Raw genomic sequence first — 23,090 nt, 5'->3', positions numbered from 1 at the left:
GATTAGGGTAGTAGTTATCAACTCTAACGTCAATAAATTGCGTGAAAACGCGGGGCGCGTAGCGACGTATTTCATGTTACCGCATATCGTGAGCTAGTGTCGCAAGTTGCTTTCTCTACTATTACAAAAATTCATAATTAAGGGGGCTGTATGGCAGGCGCATCTGCGGTACCAGAGACGAATAACACTAAGGTAAGTGCAAGCGGTGAAAACTACCGATTTGCACTTACATCATTGACTTCACTGTTTTTTATGTGGGGTTTTATCACTTGCCTTAATGATATATTGATCCCACATTTAAAAGCGGTGTTTGATCTAACCTACACACAAGCCATGTTGATTCAATTCTGCTTCTTCGGGGCTTACTTTATTGTGTCAATTCCATCGGGTGTATTGGTTAAAAAGCTTGGTTTTCAAAAGGGTATAGTTATTGGTTTAGTGATCGCTGCTGTCGGTTGCTTAGGCTTTTATCCTGCGGCCTCTTTGCAAAGCTACCCAGTTTTTCTGATAGCACTCTTTGTATTAGCAAGTGGCATTACTTTATTGCAAGTTTCTGCCAATCCTTATGTCAGTATCCTTGGTAAGCCTGAAACCGCTTCTTCTCGATTAACGATGACACAGGCGTTCAATTCATTAGGTACGACAGTGGCGCCTTTCTTCGGCGCATTCTTGATTTTAGAGCAAGCAGCAACAGAAGTCGGTAATGCTGCAGCAGGTGCAGAAGCAGTGCAGATGCCTTACGTATTGTTAGCTTCTATGTTGCTGTTACTGGCAGCAATTTTTGCATACTTAAAATTACCTGTTGTAGAACAAGTAGAGACAGATGAAGACAAAGCGGTTTCTGGCAGTGCTTGGCAATACAGTCACTTAGTGCTTGGTGCGATCGGTATATTTGTTTACGTGGGCGGCGAAGTCGCAATTGGTAGTTTTCTTGTTAGCTTTTTAAATCAGCCAGATATTGCAGGCCTAGAAGAAGCGGATGCAGCCACTTACATTGCCTACTACTGGGGCGGCGCTATGGTGGGTCGTTTTATCGGCGCTGCGGTGATGCAAAAAATCGCTGCAGGTAAGGTGTTAGCGTTTAACGCTGCATTTGCTGTGCTGTTTGTCTTTGTGGCTATTTTCACTAAAGGCGACTTGGCGATGTGGGCAATTTTGGCGGTTGGCCTATGCAATTCGATAATGTTCCCAACCATTTTCAGTTTAGCTATTACCGGTCTTGGTAAACATACCTCACAAGGTTCGGGGATTTTATGTTTGGCTATTGTTGGTGGTGCAATTATCCCGGTATTCCAAGGTATGTTGGCCGATTCTATTGGGGTTCAGTTGTCGTTCTTCTTACCGATTTTCTGCTACCTCTACATTGCTTACTACGGCTTGATTGGTCACAAGCCAAAGCAGGCAGTTAAACAAGTATAAAAGCGGATATAGCAAGGCTTTAAATAAGGAAACCCGTGATCATGAATTCAAATTAACTGCAATTCGTTGATACGGGTTAGACAACAAACACAAAAAAGTTAACGAACATTATGTTTAAGAAAAATAAAATTGCTTACTTACTGCCATTGGCGCTAATGGCTACGGCATGTAATCAAGAAAAAGCATCAAGCGAAAGTGCAGAGCAAACGGCAGCTACCCAAGCCTCTGCAACTACCAGTGTAGAAAAGAACAATTTAGCGATTTGGCCAACACTTGATATTGCCGTTAAGAAAGACGCACAGGTAGAAGCGAAAGTTGAGCGCTTGTTAAGCGGTATGACGCTAGCGCAAAAAGTGGCGCAAATGATCCAGCCTGAAATACGTGATATCACCGTAGAAGATATGCGTAAATACGGCTTTGGCTCTTACCTCAATGGTGGCGGTGCGTTTCCGAATAACAATAAACACGCTACACCACAAGATTGGATCGCATTAGCTGAAAAGCTGTATCAAGCATCAATTGATGATTCACTAGATGGCTCTAGCATACCAACTATGTGGGGAACAGACGCAGTGCATGGCCATAACAATGTGATTGGTGCCACTTTGTTCCCACACAACATTGGTTTAGGGGCAGCAAATAACCCCGCGCTAATTGAAAAAATTGCTGAAATTACCGCCAAAGAAGTGATGGTCACGGGGATTGATTGGGTGTTTGCGCCTACTGTTGCTGTTGTTCGTGATGACCGTTGGGGACGCACATACGAGGGCTACTCGGAAGACCCAGAAATCGTTCGTGAATACTCAGCTGCGATTGTAAAAGGTCTGCAAGGACATGCTGATGGAGATTTCTTGAGCGATCAACGGGTTATTTCTACTGTTAAACACTTCTTAGGTGATGGTGGTACGGTTGCTGGTGACGACCAAGGCGATAATGTCGCCTCAGAACAAGAGCTGTTTGATATTCACGCACAAGGCTATGTTGGTGGCTTAAGTGCTGGCTCGCAGTCGGTGATGGCATCATTTAATAGTTGGCATGGCAAGAAAAACCATGGCAACAAATACCTAATGACTGACGTGTTGAAAAATAAAATGGGCTTTGATGGTTTTGTCGTTGGCGACTGGAATGGTCATGGTCAAGTTAAAGGCTGCACGAATGAAAGTTGCCCGCAAGCGGTCAATGCTGGCCTAGATATTTTTATGGTGCCAACCGCGGCGTGGAAGCCTTTGTATGAAAATACCATCGCGCAGGTTAATAACGGTGAGATTCCAATGGCGCGTATTGATGACGCTGTACGTCGCATCTTACGAGTAAAAATTCGCGCTGGATTATTTGAAAAACCAAGCCCTGCTAATCGTCCGTTTTCAGGTAAAACAGAGCTCATTGGCGCAGCTGAGCACAGAGCCGTTGCCAGACAAGCCGTGCGAGAATCTTTAGTTCTATTAAAAAACAATGAGAATTTATTGCCGTTATCGCCAACAGCTAATGTATTGGTAGCTGGCGACGGCGCAGATAATATTGGTAAACAGTCTGGCGGCTGGACAATTACTTGGCAAGGCACGGGCAATAATAACAAGGACTTCCCAGGCGGTAGTTCAATCTACGATGGAATTGCAGAGCAAGTTGCTAAAGCAGGCGGCAAAGCGACCTTAAGTACCGATGGTAGCTTCAGCGAAAAACCTGATGTAGCGATTGTTGTATTCGGTGAAGATCCCTACGCGGAAGGCCATGGCGACCGTGATAATTTAGCTTTTCAGCGTGGTGATAAGCGCGACTTGGCGTTGCTGAAAAGCCTTAAAGCGCAAGGTATACCAGTAGTATCGGTATTTATTAGTGGCCGCCCTATGTGGGTTAACCCTGAACTTAATGCATCTGATGCGTTTGTTGCCGCTTGGTTACCTGGCTCTGAAGGTAATGGAGTAGCTGATGTTTTATTTACGGATGGACAAGGCAAAGTACAGCATGACTTTGTCGGTAAGCTGTCATTTTCTTGGCCAGTAAGCCCAACGCAAGTCATTGTAAACCGTGGCGACAAAGATTATGCGCCATTGCTACCATACGGTTTTGGGTTAACTTACGATAAAAATACCGGTGATGTAAATGTACTAGCGAAATTGTTAGACGAAACGGTAGAGGTTTCAGCGACAGACGCTCAGCAAGAAATTTTCTTCGATGGCAAAATGCATAAGCCTTGGCTAATGTGGTTAAATGCTGGCGATACACGTTTAGAGCCTAATGCGAATACTCACGTTTTGGAAGGGTTAGCGTATCGTACCGTTGATAAAAAAGTACAAGAAGATGCTCGGCAGATTACCCTAGATGGCAGTGTTAAAGCTGGTTTATCACTGGTGAGCAAGAGTAATTTCAGAGAAGATTTACGCTCAGCGTTGGAAAACAAATCAGCCCTTCATTTTGCTGTTAGCGTGAATAGCAAACCGCAAGATAAAGTGATTGTGGCTACTCGTTGTCAAAAGGCGGAAAGCCCAACCGATAACTGTGGTGCCGAAATTGATATTACCGATGCACTTAACCAAATCGTTCATCACGGCTGGTCAGCAATTAGTATTGATTTACAGTGTTTTGCTAACAAAGGCACAAGCTTTGGCGACTTAGTTGTACCTTTTGAGATTTACTCACAAGGTGCTGTCGAGTTGCAACTTGCGGAAATTAGCTATCAACCTAATATGGCAGAAAGCGCGACAATTTCTTGCCAATAAGCAAATTATCAGTAAATACATTCAGTTCTGCGCTAGGTTCGCTAGCAGTAATTACTGAAACTAATTAGATTAATGTAAAACGCTCATTAGGTTACTTACCTAATGAGCGTTTTTTGTTTGGTTAAGTTATTAATAGCTATGGCTTTATTTAAAGTATTAGCGTAACTTTCATGACGTTATGTATTTGCTAAAAAACTAATAGTCGTTTAACTAATGTAGATGCGTGAGTATGGAATCTGTTAACAAAGGAAAGTATTGGATGAAAAAGTTTACCTGTTTATTAATCTCGACAATAAGCTTTAATTGCGTTGCCGTTGAACTCAACAGGTTTGATATTGTTGCCGAGAAATATAAACAATCCTCGCTTGATCGTAAAACGATTGAAAATGCGAAAATGCAAGGAGAGTGTTTAGTTCAGATTAAAGATCTTACCTTCAAAAAGAAAGACAAGTTTGACCCCATTTCTGAGTGGGTAAATTATCGCTCAGTATCGTTATTGGAAAAATATTCACCGTGTGAAACGCTGATTATGTTGGAAGTTGCAAATAAGCAAATCCGAGCACAAAAAAGTCAATAGCTTATTGAAACTCGATAAAAATATTCGCGGTTAGCCTGCCTGTTTCTGGGATAGCACTGATGTCATTAGTGTTATCAACTAAGGTGGAATGCAGCAGGTTACCTGGGAAAATCACTAACCGGTTGGCTTGTGTCTAAAAAAGCCTGTTCCGCCATGTGTAGCTTCGTTTAGATAGAGTATGATTTTATATTTAATAATGTTGCTATTGATACCATTCCCCATATCACTTTGGTGTTGTTTGAAAGCAAATTTTTACCATCAAGTTAAATTTCATTTCGCGATAAAAGTATGCCAACAATCAGGCTTTGGTAACTGTTTTCTATTGAAAGGCGGGTTAGTGTGGACTTGGAATAAAGGGCTTGGGAAATTTATTACGCGGGACTACACATTGCGTTATATCGTGTTGCCCCGCTAGTTTAGTTACGATGATGACAAGCCTAGTTTGTCGATAATTCAACTTCTGTATCAGTAAATCGTAGCTTCTCAATACCGCTTAAGGTGTTAGTACCATCACGGTTATCAACTAGGTCGACTACTGTAACCTCCTTATCAACACTCGTGATTTGATACTCAGAAGATGCTCCTGAGAATATTACCGTATTCACCGCGCTGTTACCTGTAATTGAGTTATTAAGCTGGTTAACAATAACCTTACTGGGGTTTTCGCCGGTAAGTGTAATATCTTTTAAGTATTGAGCGTGATGTGTATACGGAAGGCTAGCGTTAAATTTCAAGCTGAAATCACCTTTAAAACTTTCGTCGATACGCGCGTTATATGCCAAGTAGGGCAAGAAAAAGCTATTGTCGAGTAAAGCTTCTCCTTGTGGGTCTTCAGTGCGGATATCTGCTCGATGTTTAGGTAGGTAAATGTCATACATACCGGTATGAGGAAACTGAGTGTTTGCTCCCCATAAGCCATAGTAAACATCGATAAGCGCGGCTAAATATTCTTGTGACAAACTATTTTCGTCTTGGAGCTCATCGATCCAACTGGGTTGGTTAGCTCCCCAAATACCAGAGTTTAGAGCGTTAATTTGCGCAGCTCGAATATCTGCTTGAAATTCAGGTAAAGCGCCAAAAAATTCAGACTCTTGATCGATACCTATGCCAAAGTCATGCACAAGGTGAAGGATTTCTTCAAATGACGCATCGCGGTGTTGATAGTCTTGTTGGATGTACCATTGGCCGCCTTCCACTTGCATCTCACCATAATAAAGAGGCTGGCCATCAAGCTCGGCTGCCTTGTTGCTGCCATCATCAACTCCATTGAGTAGCATAAGAATTGCGCCGTTATCTGACATTTTGTTCGCTACAGCGGATTTATCTTCGCCATATTTTGAACCGGGGAAAGGAGCGAGGTAGCTTTGTAAAATACTTCGAGCACGTACTATTTGATTGTCGGTAATTTGATTCTGCGCGACGATATGAATGGCCTTGCCATTAGGCGTATCTACCTTAGTATAACGATCGAAGTTTAATGACGTTGAGTAAGTTCTACTTAATGAACTAGGGATGACCTCAATACCCAGTGCCTTTGTGGCATCTGATAGGTTGTTGGTTGTGTTACCCGAACCCTGTGTATTAGGTGCAAGAGTTTGGCTATTGGGTGAAGTCGTCGTGTTCTCCGACGAATCTGAGCCACAGCCAACTAATAACGTGGTCGCTGAAAGCAAAGCTAGAGAAGAAAGGTGTAAAAATTTCACTGCTATTTTACCCGTTTAAATTTAACAGAAAGGATGTGCAGCTATGTTAACCAAGACAAGGCTGCTGTTGGGTAAGCGAATGTAAGCGTTTTAATGGTTTGTAAGCGTTTGTAAGCAAAATCGAACTTTTCGCGAATTTAAGTACAATATAGGCTTTGTTTAATTGCCTGATTATTAACTGGGCTTTTACAGGGGCTTTTCTTAATGAATTTGCCTATAAGGTATGGTTGTTATGCACATTTTAATTATTGAAGACGATGCAGAAATTGCCCGCCTGACACAGCTTTTTCTAAAAAGTGAAGGCTACGATACTAGCCTCGTAAGTGATGGTAAAGACGCATTGGCAACCACCCGAAACCTTCAGCCCGATTTGGTCTTGCTTGATTTAATGTTGCCCACTGTGGATGGTTTTGAAATTTGCCAACAAGCTCGAATGTTTTATTTTGGCCCTATTTTGGTGATGACTGCCCGCGAAGACGATATGAGTGAAGTGAGTTTGCTCAAGCTCGGCGCAGATGACTACTTACGTAAACCAGTTAAACCTCATATTATGCTGGCTCGCATTGAAGCGCTGTTGAGGCGAGCAACATCGCAACAGGGGGCTAGGCCAGTTGCGTTGGCTAATCAATTAGTCATCCATGACCATAACCATACGGTTACACTTGGCGGGGCCCGAGTTGATTTAACTTCTGCGGAATTTGACTTGTTGGCATTGCTTGCTAGTCACAAAGGAGAAACGGTTTCGAGAGCTGCATGTATACAAGCGCTGCGCGGCATCAACTATGAGGTTTCAGATCGTTCAGTAGACATGCGTATTTCGGGATTGCGCAAGAAACTCGGCGACGAAGTGGCCCCTTATCAAATGATCAAAACAATCCGTAACAAAGGTTACATGCTAGTTAATGAATAAGCTGTTTTCTTCTTTTTTTGCTAGGTTATATGGCTATATCGTTATTGCTATGCTTGCAAGCATGTTACTGACGTTTGCTGTGCTGGATAACTGGAATGAGCATAACAACACCGAGGATTTTGTTGACGATACACTATTTGTAGTGGCAGTTTTAGAGCGACAAAGGCATGAAAAGGCACAATCCGCGAAGGTGTTTTACCCTCTGCTTGATAGCCTTCTTTACCCCTTTGAAGTTAATTGGATTAACAATACCTCTATCGAAAGTAAGTGCGCAGACTGTGAGTTTATTGGCAGCTACAAAAATGTTGATGTTTACGAACGTGTAGATGGCTTATTAGTCGCTGTGCATCGCCTAACACAAGCAATGCCAGGCGTTCTGTTGTTACAAGATAAACAGACCTTATTGCCTGAGCATCGTGATGAAAACCTCTTTTATGCATTTGACCTAGAAGCATATGCGGTTGAGGTAGTTTGCGTTTTTATTATTTTAGCATCGGGTGCTGCTTTGTATTTGCCATTAAGGCAACTGCAACATAGCATAATTCATTTAGATGATGTCAGTGAGAAAATAGGCGCAGGTGACTTTTCAGTTAGGGCTAACAAAGACTTACCTGTGCCACTAAACAAGCTTGCAGATCGTTTTAATACCATGGCAAAAGAGTTGAGCAGTAAGTTCAATGAGAGCCAAATTTTTGCGCAAGCAGTACCTCACGAACTGCGCACACCGTTAAGTCGAATACAGCTTGCAGCAGGTATCTTAAGGCAACACATGCCAAATGAAGAACAACTCACATTGATTGACAATATCGATCAATATATCGATGACATCGACGGTCTTTGTACCCAAATTATTGCCTTCTCAAAGCTCAATTTACAGTCTGAGAAATCCTCGAAAAAACAGGTTACCTTAGTCAATTTTATTAATAATCGTGTTCAACAACTAGCATTAGAACCCGATATTGAAATCCGTGTTTATTGCTCAACTAGCATTGAGTTGTTTGTTAATGAAGTCAATTTGCGATTGGTGCTAGATAATCTTCTTAAAAATGCTGTTTTATACGCTCATCAACAGGTGACGGTGAGGATTGAGAGCAATGAAGCACAGGTAGTGTTGTGTATCGAGGATGACGGTGATGGTATACCTGAACAAGACAGAGCAAATATTTTTATCCCTTTTGCCCGTCTTGATAAAAGTCGCAATCGGAATACTGGCGGGTTAGGGTTAGGGCTTGCAATAACTAGTGCAGCCACAAAAGCAATGCATGGCTCAATAAAGGTCACCGATGCCAATCCTCACGGCGCTAAATTTATGGTAGTGATACCGGTATAATTGATTCATCTCAGTCATAAAGTTGCTGGGCTTATACCAATTTAATTCCGTTGATTAAGGTTCAGATTGATATCAATTCCGTGAGTATGGTTATTGAAATTCGATAAAAATATTCGCGGTTAACCGGCCTATTTCGGGGATAACACTAATGTCATTTGTGTTATCAACTAAGGTGGAATGTAGTAGGTTACCTGGGTAAATCACTAGCCGATTGGCTCGGTAGGCAATGCTATCAATTAGTTCATACTGTTGATTTGTGCCCGTTTGATAACTGTGATGGTGACTACCTTGATCATTCTGTCCATCAAACTCTGTTTGTACTGATGCTAAATAACTGTCGACCTTACTATCACTTATTCGCTCGTAATTAGTTGCTTTGTGTCTAAAAAAGCCCGTTCCGCCGTGTGTAGCTTCATTTAGATAAAGTAAGGCGGCAAAGTAGTAGGGGCGTGAGGTGTCAAAATGCGGAATTGTTTGCATGGCCACCAATTGTTCCGGCTGTTTGGTAATGAGCGAAAAGTAGCTAGGGTGTGCGGCTGCCTTATGACTACTAGGAACCTTTAGTGCTTTGTAAAAGCCAGTCAACACAGGTTGAATAAGTGCAACGACTGTTTTAGTGGCTATTGGGCTTCGAATACCGGGATAAAAACTTTGCTTATCTTCACGATAGTCCTGTTTGCTAGCCTGCTGCCTAAGCTCATCGATATTCGCTAAGTAATCATCAATGACTAATACAGGTGTTTTTTCGAAGCCAATACGCTTAACCCTAACAGTAAAGTTAGGGTTAATGGTAAGTTCAGTTGCGGCTCCAGTGGCTGGCAAGCTTGCGTTACCTCGCTTCGATCAAGTTTAACTTGCTTCGGCCGAGTTTGTCTTACTTCGACTTACCTTACTGCGGCAATAATGATTAATAAAGTCGATATGCGATGGCCAGCTGGCCACTTTTTTACTGGTGTTCTGTTTGATACGGTTTAGAAAGTTGGCAAGCTCCTGCTCAGACATCTGATCAACAATCGGGTGGTACTGATCTGGCAGTAACCCTTGTCCCATCATTACCTGTACCCAACTGGCTTCACCAAACAATTCTTCTGCTTTTTTAAATACCCGCCCAGATTCTTTAAACAGCGCCATGCGATGCTTTAGGCTATCTGGAATCGGCATGTTGGCACAATGTCGCCAAAATGGTGTGTCATTGCGCTCAGTTTGATAGTAGTGCAAGACAATAAAGTCGCGAATATTGTCCATTTCTTCTTGGGTTTGCTTGTTAAATTCATCCACAATGGCGTCATCAATACCGGTATGTGGAAATAGTTGTAATAAGCGAACAATAGCCTTTTGGAACAAGTGAATACCTGTTGATTCAAGTGGCTCAACAAAACCGCCTGACAAACCAACCGCGATACAGTTTTTATTCCAATGTTTACGACGTGTACCTGTTGTGTACTTAATAACACGGGGATCGTTTAACGTTTTTCCTTCAATATTACTGAGTAACGTATCAATCGCTTGCTCGTCACTGATGTATTTGTCACAAAATACGAATCCATTGCCTGTGCGATTTTGCAGAGGAATTCGCCATTGCCAGCCCGCATCTCGGGCGATAGAGCGAGTATAAGGGACAGGTGAACCAACCGTTTCTGTTTGCACTGCAATGGCACTGTTACAAGGTAAATAGTGGCTCCAGTCATCAAAGCCTGTGTGCAGGGCTTGCTCAATTAACAAGCCTCTAAAGCCAGTACAATCAATAAATAAATCGCCACTGACTTGCTGGCCATTATCTAAGGTGAGTGTTGTGATAAAGCCGGTATGGTTATCTTGATGAACTTGGCTAATTTTACCTTCTACTCGCTCACAGCCGTGTTTAAAAGCAATTCCTTGTAAGAATTTTGCGTAAAGTCCTGCGTCTAGATGGTACGCATGATTGAGGTCTTGATTGGCCATCACAGCAAATCGACCTTCTCGACTAGCGAGGTGCTCTGGACAATAATCGCCAATTTCAGAAACCAGTCCTAAATCTAAGCCCTTGCGCCAAAAGTGATGAAAGCCACAGGCCCAGCAGTCTTGCCCAAGGTAGCCAAAGGAGTGAATATAGTCTTGGTTTAGGTCTTTCCAATTCTCAAAAGAAATGCCTAACTTAAAGGTGGCATTAGTTGCCGACATAAACTCAGCTTCATTAATCCCTAGCAGTTGATGAAGAATATGCAGAGTTGGAATTGTTGCTTCACCAACGCCGATAGTAGGAATTTGGTCGGACTCAACGAGGGTTACGCTCACCGCTTTGCCAAGCAGTTTACTTATCGCTGCTGCTGCCATCCAACCAGCGGTACCACCGCCTGCAATCACGACTTTTTTTACCGGCATATTTACCTGCATATGTGCGGGATTAGCTGTTTGCTTATTCATCGTTTAAGTTTCTCTAATAGTTCAGCGCGAATACGACGAGCGGTTAGTTCATCCATTGGCGTTGCTAACATACCTTTTGCGTGATCAGGTAGATACGTAAAATCAGCATCGTCGTGTTCAAAAATATAGTGATTAAAAATGGCTTGCCATGCTTTACGTTGAGCTTTCGGCAGGTTGCGCAAGCTAAGCATCGCGGTCAACAAGGCGTTATTGGGGCGACCCATGTATGCTGGCGTATCGCGCCACCAATGGGTGAGTAGTACACTAAAACTGCTGAGTGCTTCAACATGGTGCCACCACATGCTTGGAATAAAAACCGCATCGCCGGCTTCAAGTTCAGCCACTTGTGCATGTTCGAGTGCTACTTTGAAGTTGGGAAACTGTTCAAAATCAGGGTTTGCAAAATCCACCATGGAAACATCTTGGCCGCCGGGTGCAAACTCCATAGGCCCAGGGTAAAGGTTAACGACTTGCTCTGGCGGAAACAGGGTGAAGCGACGCTTACCTACCATGGCACAGGCGATATTGTGTGGAAAGTCGTAATGAGCGGCCACTCGGCTCTTATTGCCAATCCACAAGCTGGTTAACGGTGAGAATGTATCAAGTGCTGATGTATGTGCTGCTTTAAAACCAGGAAAATAGCTTTCAACTTCAGTTGAACCGACATAGATGCCTGCAGGCTTTTCTTCCTGCGACGATAGCAAATAAGCGAGCACCTGTTGCAATGGAACGCGCGATGGCTGAAAGTTAAAACCATCGATGCTTTCGTTGTAAAATACGCGGCCATTTTCCTCTGCTGGTAAGTGGCAAGCATTAACCGGACGACCGTTGTAAAAAGACAGCAAGCATTCCGCGGCTTTTTGCTCAGAATGTGCTCCAGCTTGAACAAGTGGCCAGCTTTCACCAAAGTTTTTTAAGACAACAGGCTGTTCCTCAGCGTATAACCAATCGGGAATATTGTCAGCCCGAATATCGCTAACTTGCTTCATGTTGCCTTGCTTTATGTTGCCTTGCTTTGTGTTAACTTGCTTCATGTGGTCTTAGCTTATGCTCACTTGCTTGTGGTTGACTTGACCAGTATTTGTCATTAATTCGATTCAACTCAATCCAACCCAACTGTTGTTAAAGGCTTAAATAAACGTTTTTAAGACTAAATTGTTAACCTGAAACTTTTGCGTTTTTCTTTGCCAATAGGTGATGAATATTGCCTTGTGAGGCGAGCATCATATAAATGGCTTGTAAATAACCTTTGTTCTTAAGCTCAAGTACTTGCTCGTCAGTTAGTGCATCCAGGTTTTCTTCATTGATAGTATAAAAGCCAATCATTTGATACTTTTTGCCGTCTTTTAGCTGAATATCAAAGGTGCACGACTCGATAAGATCTAGGTCAGCTAAGGCTTTGCAAAATGCTTCGCCGTCGCTCATGCCCAAGTGCATGGCTTCCATCATGCTAGCGGTTTGATCAAGAAATTCCGTGTTACCACCAAATTCCAAAAACAGTGGCTCACCTTGTTCTTTATTAACGCGAGGATGTTCCATATCAATACACAGCATGCGATCTTGTATTTCTTTACCATCAACCATTCGGGTTTGGTTGGCAATGAGGAATGGTTGGCGCTTAACCGAGACCGGAATGTAGGCTGCGTGCCAACCAGCGTCATCGAGAAATAAATTTTCTCCTTCTTGGAAACCAAAAAGCGCAACGGATAAAAATTGGCCGGTTTGCGGGTCTTTGTGCAGAAGAATAGGATAGTGGGTTTGTACGCTACGAAATTCTCTAGGAAACGTTAGTGCATACCAAAGGTCATCGCCCAACTCAGCAGAGCGTTTATTGATGATTTTGATATCTTTGTGGTCAATGTTATTCACTAGCGCGTGCTGTGCCATATATCTCACCCTAATAATTGTTTTTAGACTTTACTTAATCCGTACTGCTTTATTTTATTAATCAGCTCGCGATTGCTTGGCAATGCGTGCATTAGTTTTGCCGTACGTTGTTTATTCTCATTAAATATTTGTTGCGCATTAGCTGCAACACTTGCTCTTTTTTCTCTCGCAGGTAGCTGGGTCTCAAACCCCATGCCATACAAAATATATTGGAAGCTGGCAGCAGGGAATAATTCTTCAGTTTGATGCGTATCATACTGATAGGGCGTTTGATATCGCCACAAGCTGAGCAGTTCTTGCAGTTCTTCAGGAATCGTCTGTGCTCTGCGATTTGCTTGCCAATAATCACTTTCTCGCTCGGAAAGCACGTAATGTAATTTTAAAAATTCAATAATACGTTGCCAGCGGTGGCTAAATTTGCGATTGAAGCGGGCAGCGGTAATAGCCATTACATCACTGTTAGCAGGCAGTTGCTCTGCGACAAAGTTGGCTGATAACTCAATAAGCGCAATTGCTGAAGCTTCAAGCGGCTCAATAAAGCCCGCAGATAGGCCAATTGCAACACAGTTCTTGTGCCAAAATTTCTCTCTGTAACCAGGATTAATCACCAATTTACGAACGTTAATGTCGTCCTCTTTAATATCGCTTGTGCGGCTAATATAGCGACGTAAATCAATTTCTGCTTGCTCGTCACTGGTAAAATTACTGGCGTAGACATGACCGACACCACGACGAGATTGCAAACCAATGTCCCATATCCAGCCATTGTCTTGTGCGCTTGATACCGTATGCGATGCAATGGGCGCATCGGCTTGCGAATAGGGTACTTGTGCTGCTAACGCGCGATCATTAAACAAAATATGGTCTTGAGGTTTTAGCGAAATACCATAGTGTTTGTCGACTAAAAGACCCGTAAAACCGGTGCAATCAATAAATAGATCACCTTCAACGTCTCCGTGTTGAGCGGTAGCGATGGATGCAATCGCACCATCATCATGCGTATTTACCGCGGTCACATTATCTTTAATATGCTTAACGGCTAGCTTTTGTGTGCAATGCTTTGTGAGGAAATTGCTAAATTTTCCGGCATCTAAGTGATAGCCATAGTTTTGCAAAAAAGCGTATTCAGGCGTGGCAATTTGTTTAGGGGCTTTGCCTTGTTCACATAAATGGCTTTGGCTAGAGGTGGCGTTTGCAAAGTTGATTTGTTCGCGATATTGCAACCATTGCTCAGCAATGTTCGCCTCAAAAAAGCCAGTGGGAATGGTGAAAGGGTGGTAGTAGCTGTCGCCACCGTTATCTTCTTCATAAAGCCAGTTATTAAATTTTGATGCTTGTTTAAAGCTCGCATCACAATGAAGAATAAACTCGGCTTCGCTAATGCCTAGCTTTTTAAGCGTTCCGCGCATTGAAGGCCAAGTACCTTCGCCAACACCAATGGTGGCGACATCAGGTGACTCAACCAAAGTGACGTTTATCGCGTTATCACCTTGTGTTTGATAGTGTGCCGCGATAATGCCAGCGGATAACCACCCAGCGCTACCGCCACCTACGACAACAATTTGCGTTACGTCTTTTGTCATTCTTGCTACCAAAAATACTTAACAAAATATTTGTTTATAATTTTACCTGATGTTTGGACAGTTGATTGCGCTGTTGCTTTGCATGCGCTTAATTTGTCTTAGCCTATGTCTTTTAACTTAGCTGCTGCTTAGTCAAAACTAAAGTGTTTTGGCAAAGTGGCTATTAAGTGTGAGCATATTCCTTGCTGCAACCGTTTCAATTAATGAGTACAGTCAATCACTACGTTTACTTATTACTTAGTTAAGTATTTTTTATCTTTTCTTTGTCATTTCTATATGGCTTAAAATTAAGCCTTTAATAAAAATAAAGTTGCAAAAATAAAGCCGCGTGAACAGGAGAGAGCATTCACACGGCTTTAAATTAGCTAATCGTCATCAACATTAGAAGTTGTAACGAACACCTAAGCTATAACGCGCACCTTGTTGGGTTACGTTAAGTACTTGGTGAGAGTTGCGACCATGTTTACGGCGATATTCGTCCGTAATGTTAATACCTTCGAAGAATACCGATAACCCTTCAACCCATGGGGTGTCGTAGCTAATGTTAAAATCTAACTGGTCATAAGCTTCAACAAAAGTTGGATTAGAACCCGTATCGTCGCCTACTTTTTCTAGGTAATCATCACGCCAGTTGTACGCAAGGCGAGCTGAAACACCATAATTCTCGTAGAAGAGCACTAAGTTTGCTGTATCTGAAATACCATTTTGTACGTCATCGTTAGTGTCACCTAAGATATCAGTATTGTCGTAAGGTGCGCCGGTAATAACTTGAGTGTTGTAATCGTCACCAGCGTCAACCATAGTGTAGTTGGCGAAGAAACCGAAACCCGTGTCGCCGAATACATGTTGAATAGCGAACTCGAAACCATCGAACGTATTTTCGATATCGTCGTTTACTGGCACATCAATTAAGAATTCAACTAAGTTATCTTCGTCAACACCTTCGATAATCAGCTTACCGTCTTGAATGTAAACTTCTGGACGATCGCCAAAGTTATCTAAGATCCATTGACGTTGTTGACCTGCATCACCACCCACTGCTGCAACTGCGGCATCGTATTTCGGGCCATCAATTGGGTTGCGGATGTTGAACAGGGTATCGCGGATTTGGCCGTTGGTAACCCAGTTTTCTACATCCTTCTTAAACCAACCGATAGCGGCATAGCTTGAATCGCTGTAGTACCATTCAAATGATAGGTCAAAGTTAGTTGACTCTAGCGGCTCTAAATTCGGGTTACCCGAAGAACCAGAGCCACCACCACGGTTGTACTGTGTGCCAACCGTTGTACCGCCTTGTAATTGGTCGTATGCTGCGCGGCCAATGGTTTCGCTGTATGCTGCACGAACAATAATGTCGTCAGTCACTTCTAGATTGAAGTTGATATTCGGCAGGGTATGGTCGTAGTCACCTGACTTACTCAGTGACTCACGTTCGCCGTTGCCTGTCAGCACGATTTCGGTGTCACCTTCCCAACGCGCTCCGTTGTATATTGGTACTACAGAGGTTGAGTCAATCTCCGTTTCTTCGTATCGAACACCGATATGCACGTCATAAGGCATATCGCCAATTTCACCTTCATAGTTCCATTGGATGTAGTAAGAGGTGACCTCTTCTTCAACGAAGCGATCAGTATCAGCTGCATAGTCAGTAGATGCACAGAATTGGTTACCACAATCACCGACGATACCGGTTAATTCTGCTGGGGTATAGTTGGCAGCAGCAAATGAGCGCAGTGCTTCAAAATCCCAGTTGATAATACTATCAACAATTTCAAAACCGTCTGGTCCGTCGGGGTGATCTTCAAAATTACCACCGCTTACGTCATCAAACTTGTCTTGCACGCCACTAATATCACCGGCGATATTGGTTAAATCACCAGCTGCACCGACACCGCCCCAATCGTTACGTTGTACTTGCACGGCACGGTTGTGTTTTTCAGCTTTAATCAAGCTAACACCAAAGTCGATGCTACCGTACTCGTCTAGCTCGTATGTACCTCTCAGTTGAGTTTGGTCGATTTCAGCGCGGTTATCTTCGTTTCTAAAGAAAGAGCCTGTCACTAGCATATCGGCTTTACTGACATCACTAGAGCCGCGAACCGCTAAAATAGGCAAGTCACCTGTAAAGTCCGTTGCGGCTGCTCGACGCACAAAGCCCGCTGTTGACAGCGAATTTGAGCTACCGTATGGGCTATTTGGTGTTTCTTCTGCCTCTGACGAGTGGTGATCAAACTCAAGGTTTAAGTTGTCATTCACCTGCCATTGTAAATTTAGGGCGATTGAATTTGATTCAGCTTTAGTCGATGAATTCGAAACTGCCATTGATAAATCTTGGTTACCAATGCCATTTGCCTCGTAATCTTCGCTGTAAAATAGTGGAGCAGCGACAGGGCCATCAGTCCACACATTTTCAGACGGTGCAAACGTGTACCAAGCTGATATGTCGTTAAACTGCACATCAATTTCATTACTCATGTGAGTAACGTCTAAAGTTGCGGTGAAGCTATCGGTTGGTGCATATTGCAGTACTAGCTGACCATTAATGCGTTCACGTTGTTGTTCTTCAAAACGGTAGATAGTTGTTTGAGGAACTGAATAGATATCATCCGAGCTAGGATCTGGTCGGTTAACTTGGTTTTCGTAAGGCACGCCGCCCCAGTCTGCATTACCACCACTCCAGTCTTGGTTAACGCGAGCTGGAAAGGTACGCCAACCGGTGCCGACTTCAGCGCGTTGATTACCACTTTCACGCTCTGAGTAGCTACCTGCGATAGAGATACCAAAAGTATCATTAGCGAAGGTTTCGGAGTACATACCTGATAATTCTGGCGTAATATCACCATCTTCAGCCGAAGTATCATCTAATAATTTTCCGCTAATTGTCGCGGTGCGGCCAGGGCTGTTCAGTGGGCGATGGGTTTGGATGTTTATCGTGGCACCAATACCACCGGTTGCAATCGTTGCATCACTTGTTTTGTAAACTTCAGCGCCCGAAATCATTTCTGAGGCGATATTGGCAAAGTCAAATGAACGGTCACCCGTTGATGTTGGCATTTGGCGGCCGTTAAGTAACACTAAGTTACGATCTGGACCAAAACCACGAACAGAGACTCGGCTACCCTCACCATTGTCACGGTCAATGGCCACACCAGAAATACGTTGTAGTGATTCCGCTAAGTTTGAATCAGGAAACTTACCAATATCTTCCGCATTAATTGCTTCTACAACGCCTTTACTACTGCGTTTGATATCCATCGCTTTGACTAGCGAGCTTCGGATACCGCGTACTTCAATGACCTCAACATTTTCGGCATTTTGACTTTCAGCAGCTTGGGCGGGAGTGACGATAGAAGCACCTAAAATCAAAGATAGGCTGGTCGCCAACTTTGATTTATTGAACTTTTTGTTTGCCATTCGAATCCCCTCGATTTCTATTTTTTATCATCATTATTATACGTTAATGATTTGTTGTAAGCGCTTACATGGTGTTTTAAAAAAAATCACAAGTCATAAAGATTTGTGAAACCTGAAAGCGCTTACATTAATTTAGTTCATAATATAACTTTGATCAACTTGAAATCAAAAAAGTTGTTTAAACTCTGACCAGTGAGGGGGCGCTTGATGAATTTATACTCGTTGAGTCATTAATACTCATTAAGATACATGAGCTTATCAAGCCTGACGTAAATGCTAGGTAGTATTCGCTTATAGTTAAATGACTAGCTAATTTTACTTTCCGGAGCTTTGAAACTAAGAAGCGAAGAATTGAAACAATGCATAGCTTGAATGCGATTGAATCTTTGTATTTGTACAATATTAAAGGACGAAGAAATGAACGCCATCTGGCCTGTTAGTAAAATAATTACATCATGTTTTGTTGGTGGTATTCCGATGGCTACCGCGGTATTCAGTGAAGTGATATACGCCAATAATTCGATACACGTTAAAAGAGCTGTGCAAGCTATCGAAATTGACGGCATTGTTAACGAAACTGCTTGGCAAGAGGCAAGTTGGCTGCCGATTGATAAACAGATAATAGGTAGCTACCCAACACCTGATGATTTTTCTGCAAGTTATAAATTACTGTGGGATAAAGACTACTTATATGTGTTGGTAAAGCTATTCGATAACGTATTGTATGATGCGCACCCTGATCCGTTGATTCGTTATTGGGATGATGACTGTTTAGAGGTATTTATCGATGAAGACAACTCTAAAGGGGAGCATTTGGCTAATTTTAATGCGTTTGCCTACCACATTGCGCTCGACAATCAGGTCGTTGATATTGCCCCTTCGATAGAAACAACAGTCGAAAACGAGCAGTTAGCGAAACAACGAAATAGACAAGGTGAACCTAAACTGTTTAACCATCACATTGATAGCCAATGGCAGCGGAGTCTTGAAGTTGGAAACCCGTTTTATTGGGAACTGGCGGTTAAGCTTTACAATGATCGCTATGTTTATCAAGAATCTAATGCTGAACGTTATCGGGTGAGCAATGTAGAAGGTAAAAAAATCGGTTTTATGTTGGCCTATTGCGATAATGATGGCAGCGAGTACAGAGAGCACTTTATCGGTTCAACTGACATTATCCCCGTTAACGGTGATAAAAACCTAGGTTATAAAACTGCAGATGTTTTCGATACCTTGATCTTAGTCGGCGACGATTATTTCAATGATACTAAGTCCGTTGATAGCAATTCTGAGAATCAAAATTAATGCAAAATGCTGATTGGCGGTTTGATTGCTATTTGTTAGTCATTTGTTAGTCATTTGTGAGAGCCGAATGTAAGCGCCATTTAATAAATGTTCGCACGATAGCGGAAGAGCTCATAAGTTAAATGAAAGTTAAAGAAAAGCCATCGCTAGTAAAATGTTAGCGATAGCTATTAAAAATCAAACAAAGAGTCAGGTGCTTAACATTATATTGTTAACAGATTACCTGATAGATGCTTTAGTTTTGTCGGCTGCTACTAAGCGTAAGTCAAAGTAGCCTTTAATCAAGAATAGCTGCAACTTGTTGATGCCAGCGATTCAAGTTTTCGCATTCTGTCGGAATGCTTGCTTTTACCCAACTCGCAAATTGACAAATAGCGTATGCATCGATATCTGCTTGACTAAAACCACTTGCGGCAACAAATTCGCGTTCACTTAGGTGTTTATCAAGCATATTCCAGAATAGTCCAATACGGGTTTGGCCACGTTCAACTAATGCTGGTAATTGCTTTATTGGCGTTAAGCCGGGTAGGGCGCGATCAGCAAAAAATTCACTGCCATTGCGCAACACCTCTGCAACTGCACTAAACCCCTCAACGTAAAGCTTGTGGCACCAGCCGATGACTTGCGCGTATTCTTTATCATTCTGCCCAAACAAAGGTTTTTCTGGGTGCTTGCGCTCTAGGTAAGCACAAATCGCGATGCTGTCAGTGAGCAGCGTGTTATCGTCTAACAATAGAGCTGGTACGGTGGCATTGGGGTTTACCGCGACATACTCGGCGTTAAACTGTTGTTTCTCTTTTAAATCGATAATTTCGGTTTCAATTTCTAGCCCTTTGTATTTTAAAAAATAGCTAACGCGTAAAGGGTTTGGTGCGGGCGGAAAGGTAAAGAGCTTCATATTTGGATCCTTGTTATTCTTTTGTCGTTAAAATTACGTGCTAAGTAAACTTTGTCGTGGCTAGTGCTAAGATAGCCCCGCAAGCCATTAGATGCAATCTAGACGCGTGTGTTAGGAAGTAAGAAGGAAATTGAATCGGGAGGTCAAAATTGTTCTAAAAATAAGCTGTAACTTGTTGCTGACAGTCATTCGGTGTGATGTTTTTATTAAAACTTCTGATCACTTAAGGCTTTGTGTACACTACGGCTTCATGTCAGAGCAATAAAACAAACGTTATGCAAATTTCTTCTAACTTCGACAGCGGCAATATTCAAGTATTAGCAGCTAATGATCCAAGCGATATTCAACTAGCCATTAACAAAGATAACGGCTCAGAATTCTATCAATGGTTTCACTTTAAATTACACAACAATGAGCGTGTTGAGCATAACATTCGCATCGTCAATGCTGGGCAATCAGCCTATGTAGAAGGCTGGCACGATTATCAAGCGGTGGCTTCTTACGATCGCGAGCATTGGTTCCGCGTGCCTACCGAATTTGATGGCCAAGAGCTTAAAATCACGTTTATGCCGGAATTTGATTCGGTATATTTTGCTTACTTCCAGCCATACAGCTATGAACGCCATCAAGACCTATTACATCAAGCGCAATTAGACATCGACTGTGAACTACAGGTATTAGGTCAAACCTTAGATGGTCGTGATATGTCACTGTTAAAAATTGGTGAAGAAGGGGCAGACAAGAAAGCCGTTTGGATCACTGCTCGCCAACACCCAGGTGAAACGATGGCGGAGTGGTTTGTCGAAGGCTTTATTGACCGTTTATTAGATGAAGATGACGGTGTTGCACGTGCACTGTTAAACAAAGCTGTATTCTACATTGTGCCGAACATGAACCCAGATGGCAGTGTTCGTGGCCACTTAAGAACTAATGCGATTGGTGTTAACTTAAACCGTGAATGGCAGTCGCCATCAATGGAACAAAGCCCGGAAGTTTTCCTCGTCACAGAAAAAATGAAGCAGACAGGTGTTGATATGCACCTTGATATTCATGGTGATGAAGCGTTACCTTATAACTTCGTTGCTGGTTGTGAAGGCTGTCCTTCATACGACGAACGTCATAAAGCGTTAGAAGACAAGTTTAAACAAGTGCTTTTAGCGATTACGCCTGAATTCCAAGATGAAAAAGGCTACGACAAAGATGAGCCAGGCCAAGCTAACTTAACTGTAGGTAGCAACTGGGTTGGTGAAACCTTTAAATGTTTAGCTTATACCATTGAAATGCCATTTAAAGACAATGCTTTATTGCCAGATTATAGCGTTGGCTGGTCAGGTGAACGAAGCAGCTTATTTGGTCGCGATGTCTTAACAGCGGTTTACCATGTGGTAGACGATCTGCGATAAAAATAACGATTTCAGGAAACATGACAATAAAAACAATAACAATATTGGAGTTAATTAGTGTTAGAACTAGTCAATACGCTTAACAGCGTGATATGGAGCCCTGCGCTTATTTATTTGTGCCTAGGCGCAGGTTTATTTTTCTCAGTTATTACCCGTTTTGTGCAAGTTCGCCATTTTCGCGAAATGTGGCGCCTGCTGCTGTCAGGAAAAAGCTCTGAGCAGGGTATTTCTTCCTTTCAGGCCTTAGCGGTTTCACTCTCTGGCCGCGTTGGTACGGGTAATATTGCAGGGGTTGCCGCTGCCATCGGTTTCGGTGGCCCTGGCGCGGTATTTTGGATGTGGGTTGTGGCGTTTTTTGGTGCTGCGACTGCTTATATCGAATCTACGAATGCGCAGATATTCAAAGAAGAGCACGATGGCTTATACCGTGGTGGCCCAGCTTATTACATTGAAAAAGCTATGGGTCAAAAATGGTATGCATGGATATTTGCGATAGCAACTATTTTAGCCTGTGGTGTGTTGTTACCAACGGTGCAGTCAAACAGTATTGGTGAAGCGGTAACTATGGTCTTTGGTCAAGGGCATGTTGTTGATACAGCCTTTGGCCCGCTCGCTATCACTAAAGTGTATACGGCGGTTGCTATTGTGTTGTTACTTGGTTTTATCATCTTTGGTGGTGTTAAGCGTATAGCTAATTTCACTCAGGTTGTCGTGCCGTTTATGGCATTGGCATACATTATTATTGCTTGTGTGATGATCGCGCTTAATATCGATAAATTACCAGGCGTTTTCATGATGATTATCAATGATGCATTCTCACCAATGGCAGGTGTTGGTGCTGCTATTGGTTGGGGTGTTAAACGCGGTGTATATTCAAATGAAGCTGGCCAAGGGACTGGCCCTCATGCGGCAGCAGCTGCCGAGGTTAAGCACCCTGCGCAGCAAGGGCTTGTGCAAGCTTTCTCTGTTTACATTGACACGCTATTTGTTTGTTCAGCAACTGCCTTTATGATTTTAATCACGGGTGCGTACAATGTTCATGGTGCAGGTGACGCCTTTATTATTCAAAATGTAGCCGCTGATGTTGCAGCCAATAGCCCAGCATTTACGCAAATTGCTGTGGAAGGCATGCTGCCAGGCATTGGCAAACCATTTATTGCATTAGCCTTGTTCTTCTTTGCGTTTACCACTATTTTGGCTTACTACTTTATTGCGGAAAACAACGTTGCTTACATTAAGCGTACGTTCAAAATCCCTGCATTAACTTTCTTGTTAAAAGTTGCCATTATGGTGGCCACTTTCTACGGTACGGTAAAAGCAGCAGATATTGCATGGGGCTTAGGTGATGTTGGTGTTGGCTTAATGGCCTGGTTAAATATCATTGGTATTTTAGTGATTTTCTTTATGGCTAAACCAGCGATTAAAGCACTGAAAGACTACGAGCGTCAGCAGCAAGAAGGGGTTGAAGAGTACAGTTTTGACCCTGATAAGTTAGGCATAAAAAATGCCGACATTTGGCGCGATAAAAAATAATCGATAAT

Annotated in this window: 16 protein-coding genes and 1 pseudogene; 8 read left to right on the top strand and 9 right to left on the bottom strand. The window is 42.7% G+C overall.

Annotation, left to right across the window (positions count from 1 at the left end):
- The first annotated feature begins 150 nt into the window (after positions 1-150).
- The 3 genes from DXX92_RS10215 (at position 151) to DXX92_RS10205 (ending at position 4,713) form a co-directional block, all read left to right on the top strand.
- A complete protein-coding gene (locus DXX92_RS10215) occupies positions 151-1,419 on the top strand; it encodes a sugar MFS transporter (protein WP_116000354.1) in 1,269 nt (422 codons plus the stop codon).
- 155 nt (positions 1,420-1,574) lie between these two features.
- Positions 1,575-4,136, top strand: coding sequence for a glycoside hydrolase family 3 protein (locus DXX92_RS10210; protein ID WP_116002381.1), 2,562 nt, complete (start codon positions 1,575-1,577; stop codon positions 4,134-4,136).
- Between the two features lie 259 nt (positions 4,137-4,395).
- Complete coding sequence (locus DXX92_RS10205; protein ID WP_116000353.1) at positions 4,396-4,713, top strand: hypothetical protein; 318 nt, start codon at positions 4,396-4,398, stop codon at positions 4,711-4,713.
- A 1-nt stretch (position 4,714) separates the two neighbouring features.
- On the opposite strand, the pseudogene DXX92_RS19140 reads toward DXX92_RS10205, so the two are convergent.
- Positions 4,715-4,837: pseudogene (locus DXX92_RS19140) on the bottom strand (DUF6445 family protein); the annotation flags it as partial.
- A gap of 313 nt (positions 4,838-5,150) precedes the next feature.
- The gene (locus DXX92_RS10200) at positions 5,151-6,416 is read right to left on the bottom strand and encodes a hypothetical protein (RefSeq protein WP_116000352.1); all 1,266 of its coding nucleotides are present in this window, start codon (positions 6,414-6,416) and stop codon (positions 5,151-5,153) included.
- Between the two features lie 232 nt (positions 6,417-6,648).
- Here DXX92_RS10200 and DXX92_RS10195 point away from each other — a divergent pair, with 232 nt between their 5' ends.
- On the top strand, positions 6,649-7,326 hold the full coding sequence (locus DXX92_RS10195) for a response regulator transcription factor (protein WP_245961455.1): 678 nt from the start codon (positions 6,649-6,651) through the stop codon (positions 7,324-7,326).
- A complete protein-coding gene (locus DXX92_RS10190) occupies positions 7,319-8,656 on the top strand; it encodes a HAMP domain-containing sensor histidine kinase (protein WP_116000350.1) in 1,338 nt (445 codons plus the stop codon). The genes DXX92_RS10195 and DXX92_RS10190 overlap by 8 nt, the downstream gene beginning before the upstream one ends.
- Before the next feature lie 90 nt (positions 8,657-8,746).
- Here DXX92_RS10190 and DXX92_RS10185 read toward each other — a convergent pair whose 3' ends face one another.
- The 6 genes from DXX92_RS10185 to DXX92_RS10160 form a co-directional block, all read right to left on the bottom strand.
- Complete coding sequence (locus DXX92_RS10185; protein ID WP_116000349.1) at positions 8,747-9,478, bottom strand: DUF6445 family protein; 732 nt, start codon at positions 9,476-9,478, stop codon at positions 8,747-8,749.
- Between the two features lie 27 nt (positions 9,479-9,505).
- A complete protein-coding gene (locus DXX92_RS10180; protein ID WP_245961454.1) occupies positions 9,506-11,059 on the bottom strand; it encodes a tryptophan halogenase family protein in 1,554 nt (517 codons plus the stop codon).
- Positions 11,056-12,093 (bottom strand): cupin-like domain-containing protein, encoded by a 1,038-nt coding sequence (locus DXX92_RS10175; protein WP_116000348.1) that lies wholly within the window; start codon positions 12,091-12,093, stop codon positions 11,056-11,058. The genes DXX92_RS10180 and DXX92_RS10175 overlap by 4 nt, the downstream gene beginning before the upstream one ends.
- Before the next feature lie 124 nt (positions 12,094-12,217).
- Positions 12,218-12,946 (bottom strand): SapC family protein, encoded by a 729-nt coding sequence (locus DXX92_RS10170; RefSeq protein ID WP_116000347.1) that lies wholly within the window; start codon positions 12,944-12,946, stop codon positions 12,218-12,220.
- 23 nt (positions 12,947-12,969) lie between these two features.
- Positions 12,970-14,529, bottom strand: a complete 1,560-nt coding sequence (locus DXX92_RS10165) for a tryptophan halogenase family protein (RefSeq protein WP_116000346.1) — start codon at positions 14,527-14,529, stop codon at positions 12,970-12,972.
- Positions 14,530-14,910: 381 nt separating this feature from the next.
- Complete coding sequence (locus tag DXX92_RS10160; RefSeq protein WP_116000345.1) at positions 14,911-17,943, bottom strand: TonB-dependent receptor; 3,033 nt, start codon at positions 17,941-17,943, stop codon at positions 14,911-14,913.
- 417 nt (positions 17,944-18,360) lie between these two features.
- On the opposite strand from DXX92_RS10160, the gene DXX92_RS10155 reads away from it, so the two are divergent.
- Complete coding sequence (locus DXX92_RS10155; RefSeq protein WP_181901737.1) at positions 18,361-19,248, top strand: sugar-binding protein; 888 nt, start codon at positions 18,361-18,363, stop codon at positions 19,246-19,248.
- Between the two features lie 277 nt (positions 19,249-19,525).
- Here DXX92_RS10155 and DXX92_RS10150 read toward each other — a convergent pair whose 3' ends face one another.
- Positions 19,526-20,146 carry a glutathione S-transferase family protein gene (locus tag DXX92_RS10150; RefSeq protein ID WP_116000343.1) on the bottom strand — a complete coding sequence of 207 codons (621 nt, stop codon included), beginning with the start codon at positions 20,144-20,146 and terminating at the stop codon, positions 19,526-19,528.
- Between the two features lie 275 nt (positions 20,147-20,421).
- Here DXX92_RS10150 and DXX92_RS10145 point away from each other — a divergent pair, with 275 nt between their 5' ends.
- Together DXX92_RS10145 and DXX92_RS10140 are read left to right on the top strand one after the other, a co-directional pair.
- On the top strand, positions 20,422-21,549 hold the full coding sequence (locus tag DXX92_RS10145; protein ID WP_116000342.1) for a M14 family metallopeptidase: 1,128 nt from the start codon (positions 20,422-20,424) through the stop codon (positions 21,547-21,549).
- A 57-nt stretch (positions 21,550-21,606) separates the two neighbouring features.
- On the top strand, positions 21,607-23,082 hold the full coding sequence (locus tag DXX92_RS10140; protein WP_116000341.1) for an alanine/glycine:cation symporter family protein: 1,476 nt from the start codon (positions 21,607-21,609) through the stop codon (positions 23,080-23,082).
- Positions 23,083-23,090: the final 8 nt, after the last annotated feature.

This window comes from Thalassotalea euphylliae (assembly GCF_003390395.1).
GTDB classification, from domain to species: Bacteria; Pseudomonadota; Gammaproteobacteria; order Enterobacterales; family Alteromonadaceae; genus Thalassotalea_F; species Thalassotalea_F euphylliae_C.
Note: the sequence above shows the minus strand (reverse complement) of the source record. Positions and strands in the feature narration are given on the sequence as shown.

Coding starts and splice junctions, on each gene's coding strand:
- DXX92_RS10215 (WP_116000354.1), top strand. CDS start 151: ATGGCAGGCGCATCTGCGGTACCAGAGACGAATAACACTAAGGTAAGT.
- DXX92_RS10210 (WP_116002381.1), top strand. CDS start 1,575: ATGGCTACGGCATGTAATCAAGAAAAAGCATCAAGCGAAAGTGCAGAG.
- DXX92_RS10205 (WP_116000353.1), top strand. CDS start 4,396: ATGAAAAAGTTTACCTGTTTATTAATCTCGACAATAAGCTTTAATTGC.
- DXX92_RS10195 (WP_245961455.1), top strand. CDS start 6,649: ATGCACATTTTAATTATTGAAGACGATGCAGAAATTGCCCGCCTGACA.
- DXX92_RS10190 (WP_116000350.1), top strand. CDS start 7,319: ATGAATAAGCTGTTTTCTTCTTTTTTTGCTAGGTTATATGGCTATATC.
- DXX92_RS10180 (WP_245961454.1), bottom strand. CDS start 11,059: ATGAATAAGCAAACAGCTAATCCCGCACATATGCAGGTAAATATGCCG.
- DXX92_RS10175 (WP_116000348.1), bottom strand. CDS start 12,093: ATGAAGCAAGTTAACACAAAGCAAGGCAACATAAAGCAAGGCAACATG.
- DXX92_RS10170 (WP_116000347.1), bottom strand. CDS start 12,946: ATGGCACAGCACGCGCTAGTGAATAACATTGACCACAAAGATATCAAA.
- DXX92_RS10165 (WP_116000346.1), bottom strand. CDS start 14,529: ATGACAAAAGACGTAACGCAAATTGTTGTCGTAGGTGGCGGTAGCGCT.
- DXX92_RS10160 (WP_116000345.1), bottom strand. CDS start 17,943: ATGGCAAACAAAAAGTTCAATAAATCAAAGTTGGCGACCAGCCTATCT.
- DXX92_RS10155 (WP_181901737.1), top strand. CDS start 18,361: ATGAACGCCATCTGGCCTGTTAGTAAAATAATTACATCATGTTTTGTT.
- DXX92_RS10150 (WP_116000343.1), bottom strand. CDS start 20,146: ATGAAGCTCTTTACCTTTCCGCCCGCACCAAACCCTTTACGCGTTAGC.
- DXX92_RS10145 (WP_116000342.1), top strand. CDS start 20,422: ATGCAAATTTCTTCTAACTTCGACAGCGGCAATATTCAAGTATTAGCA.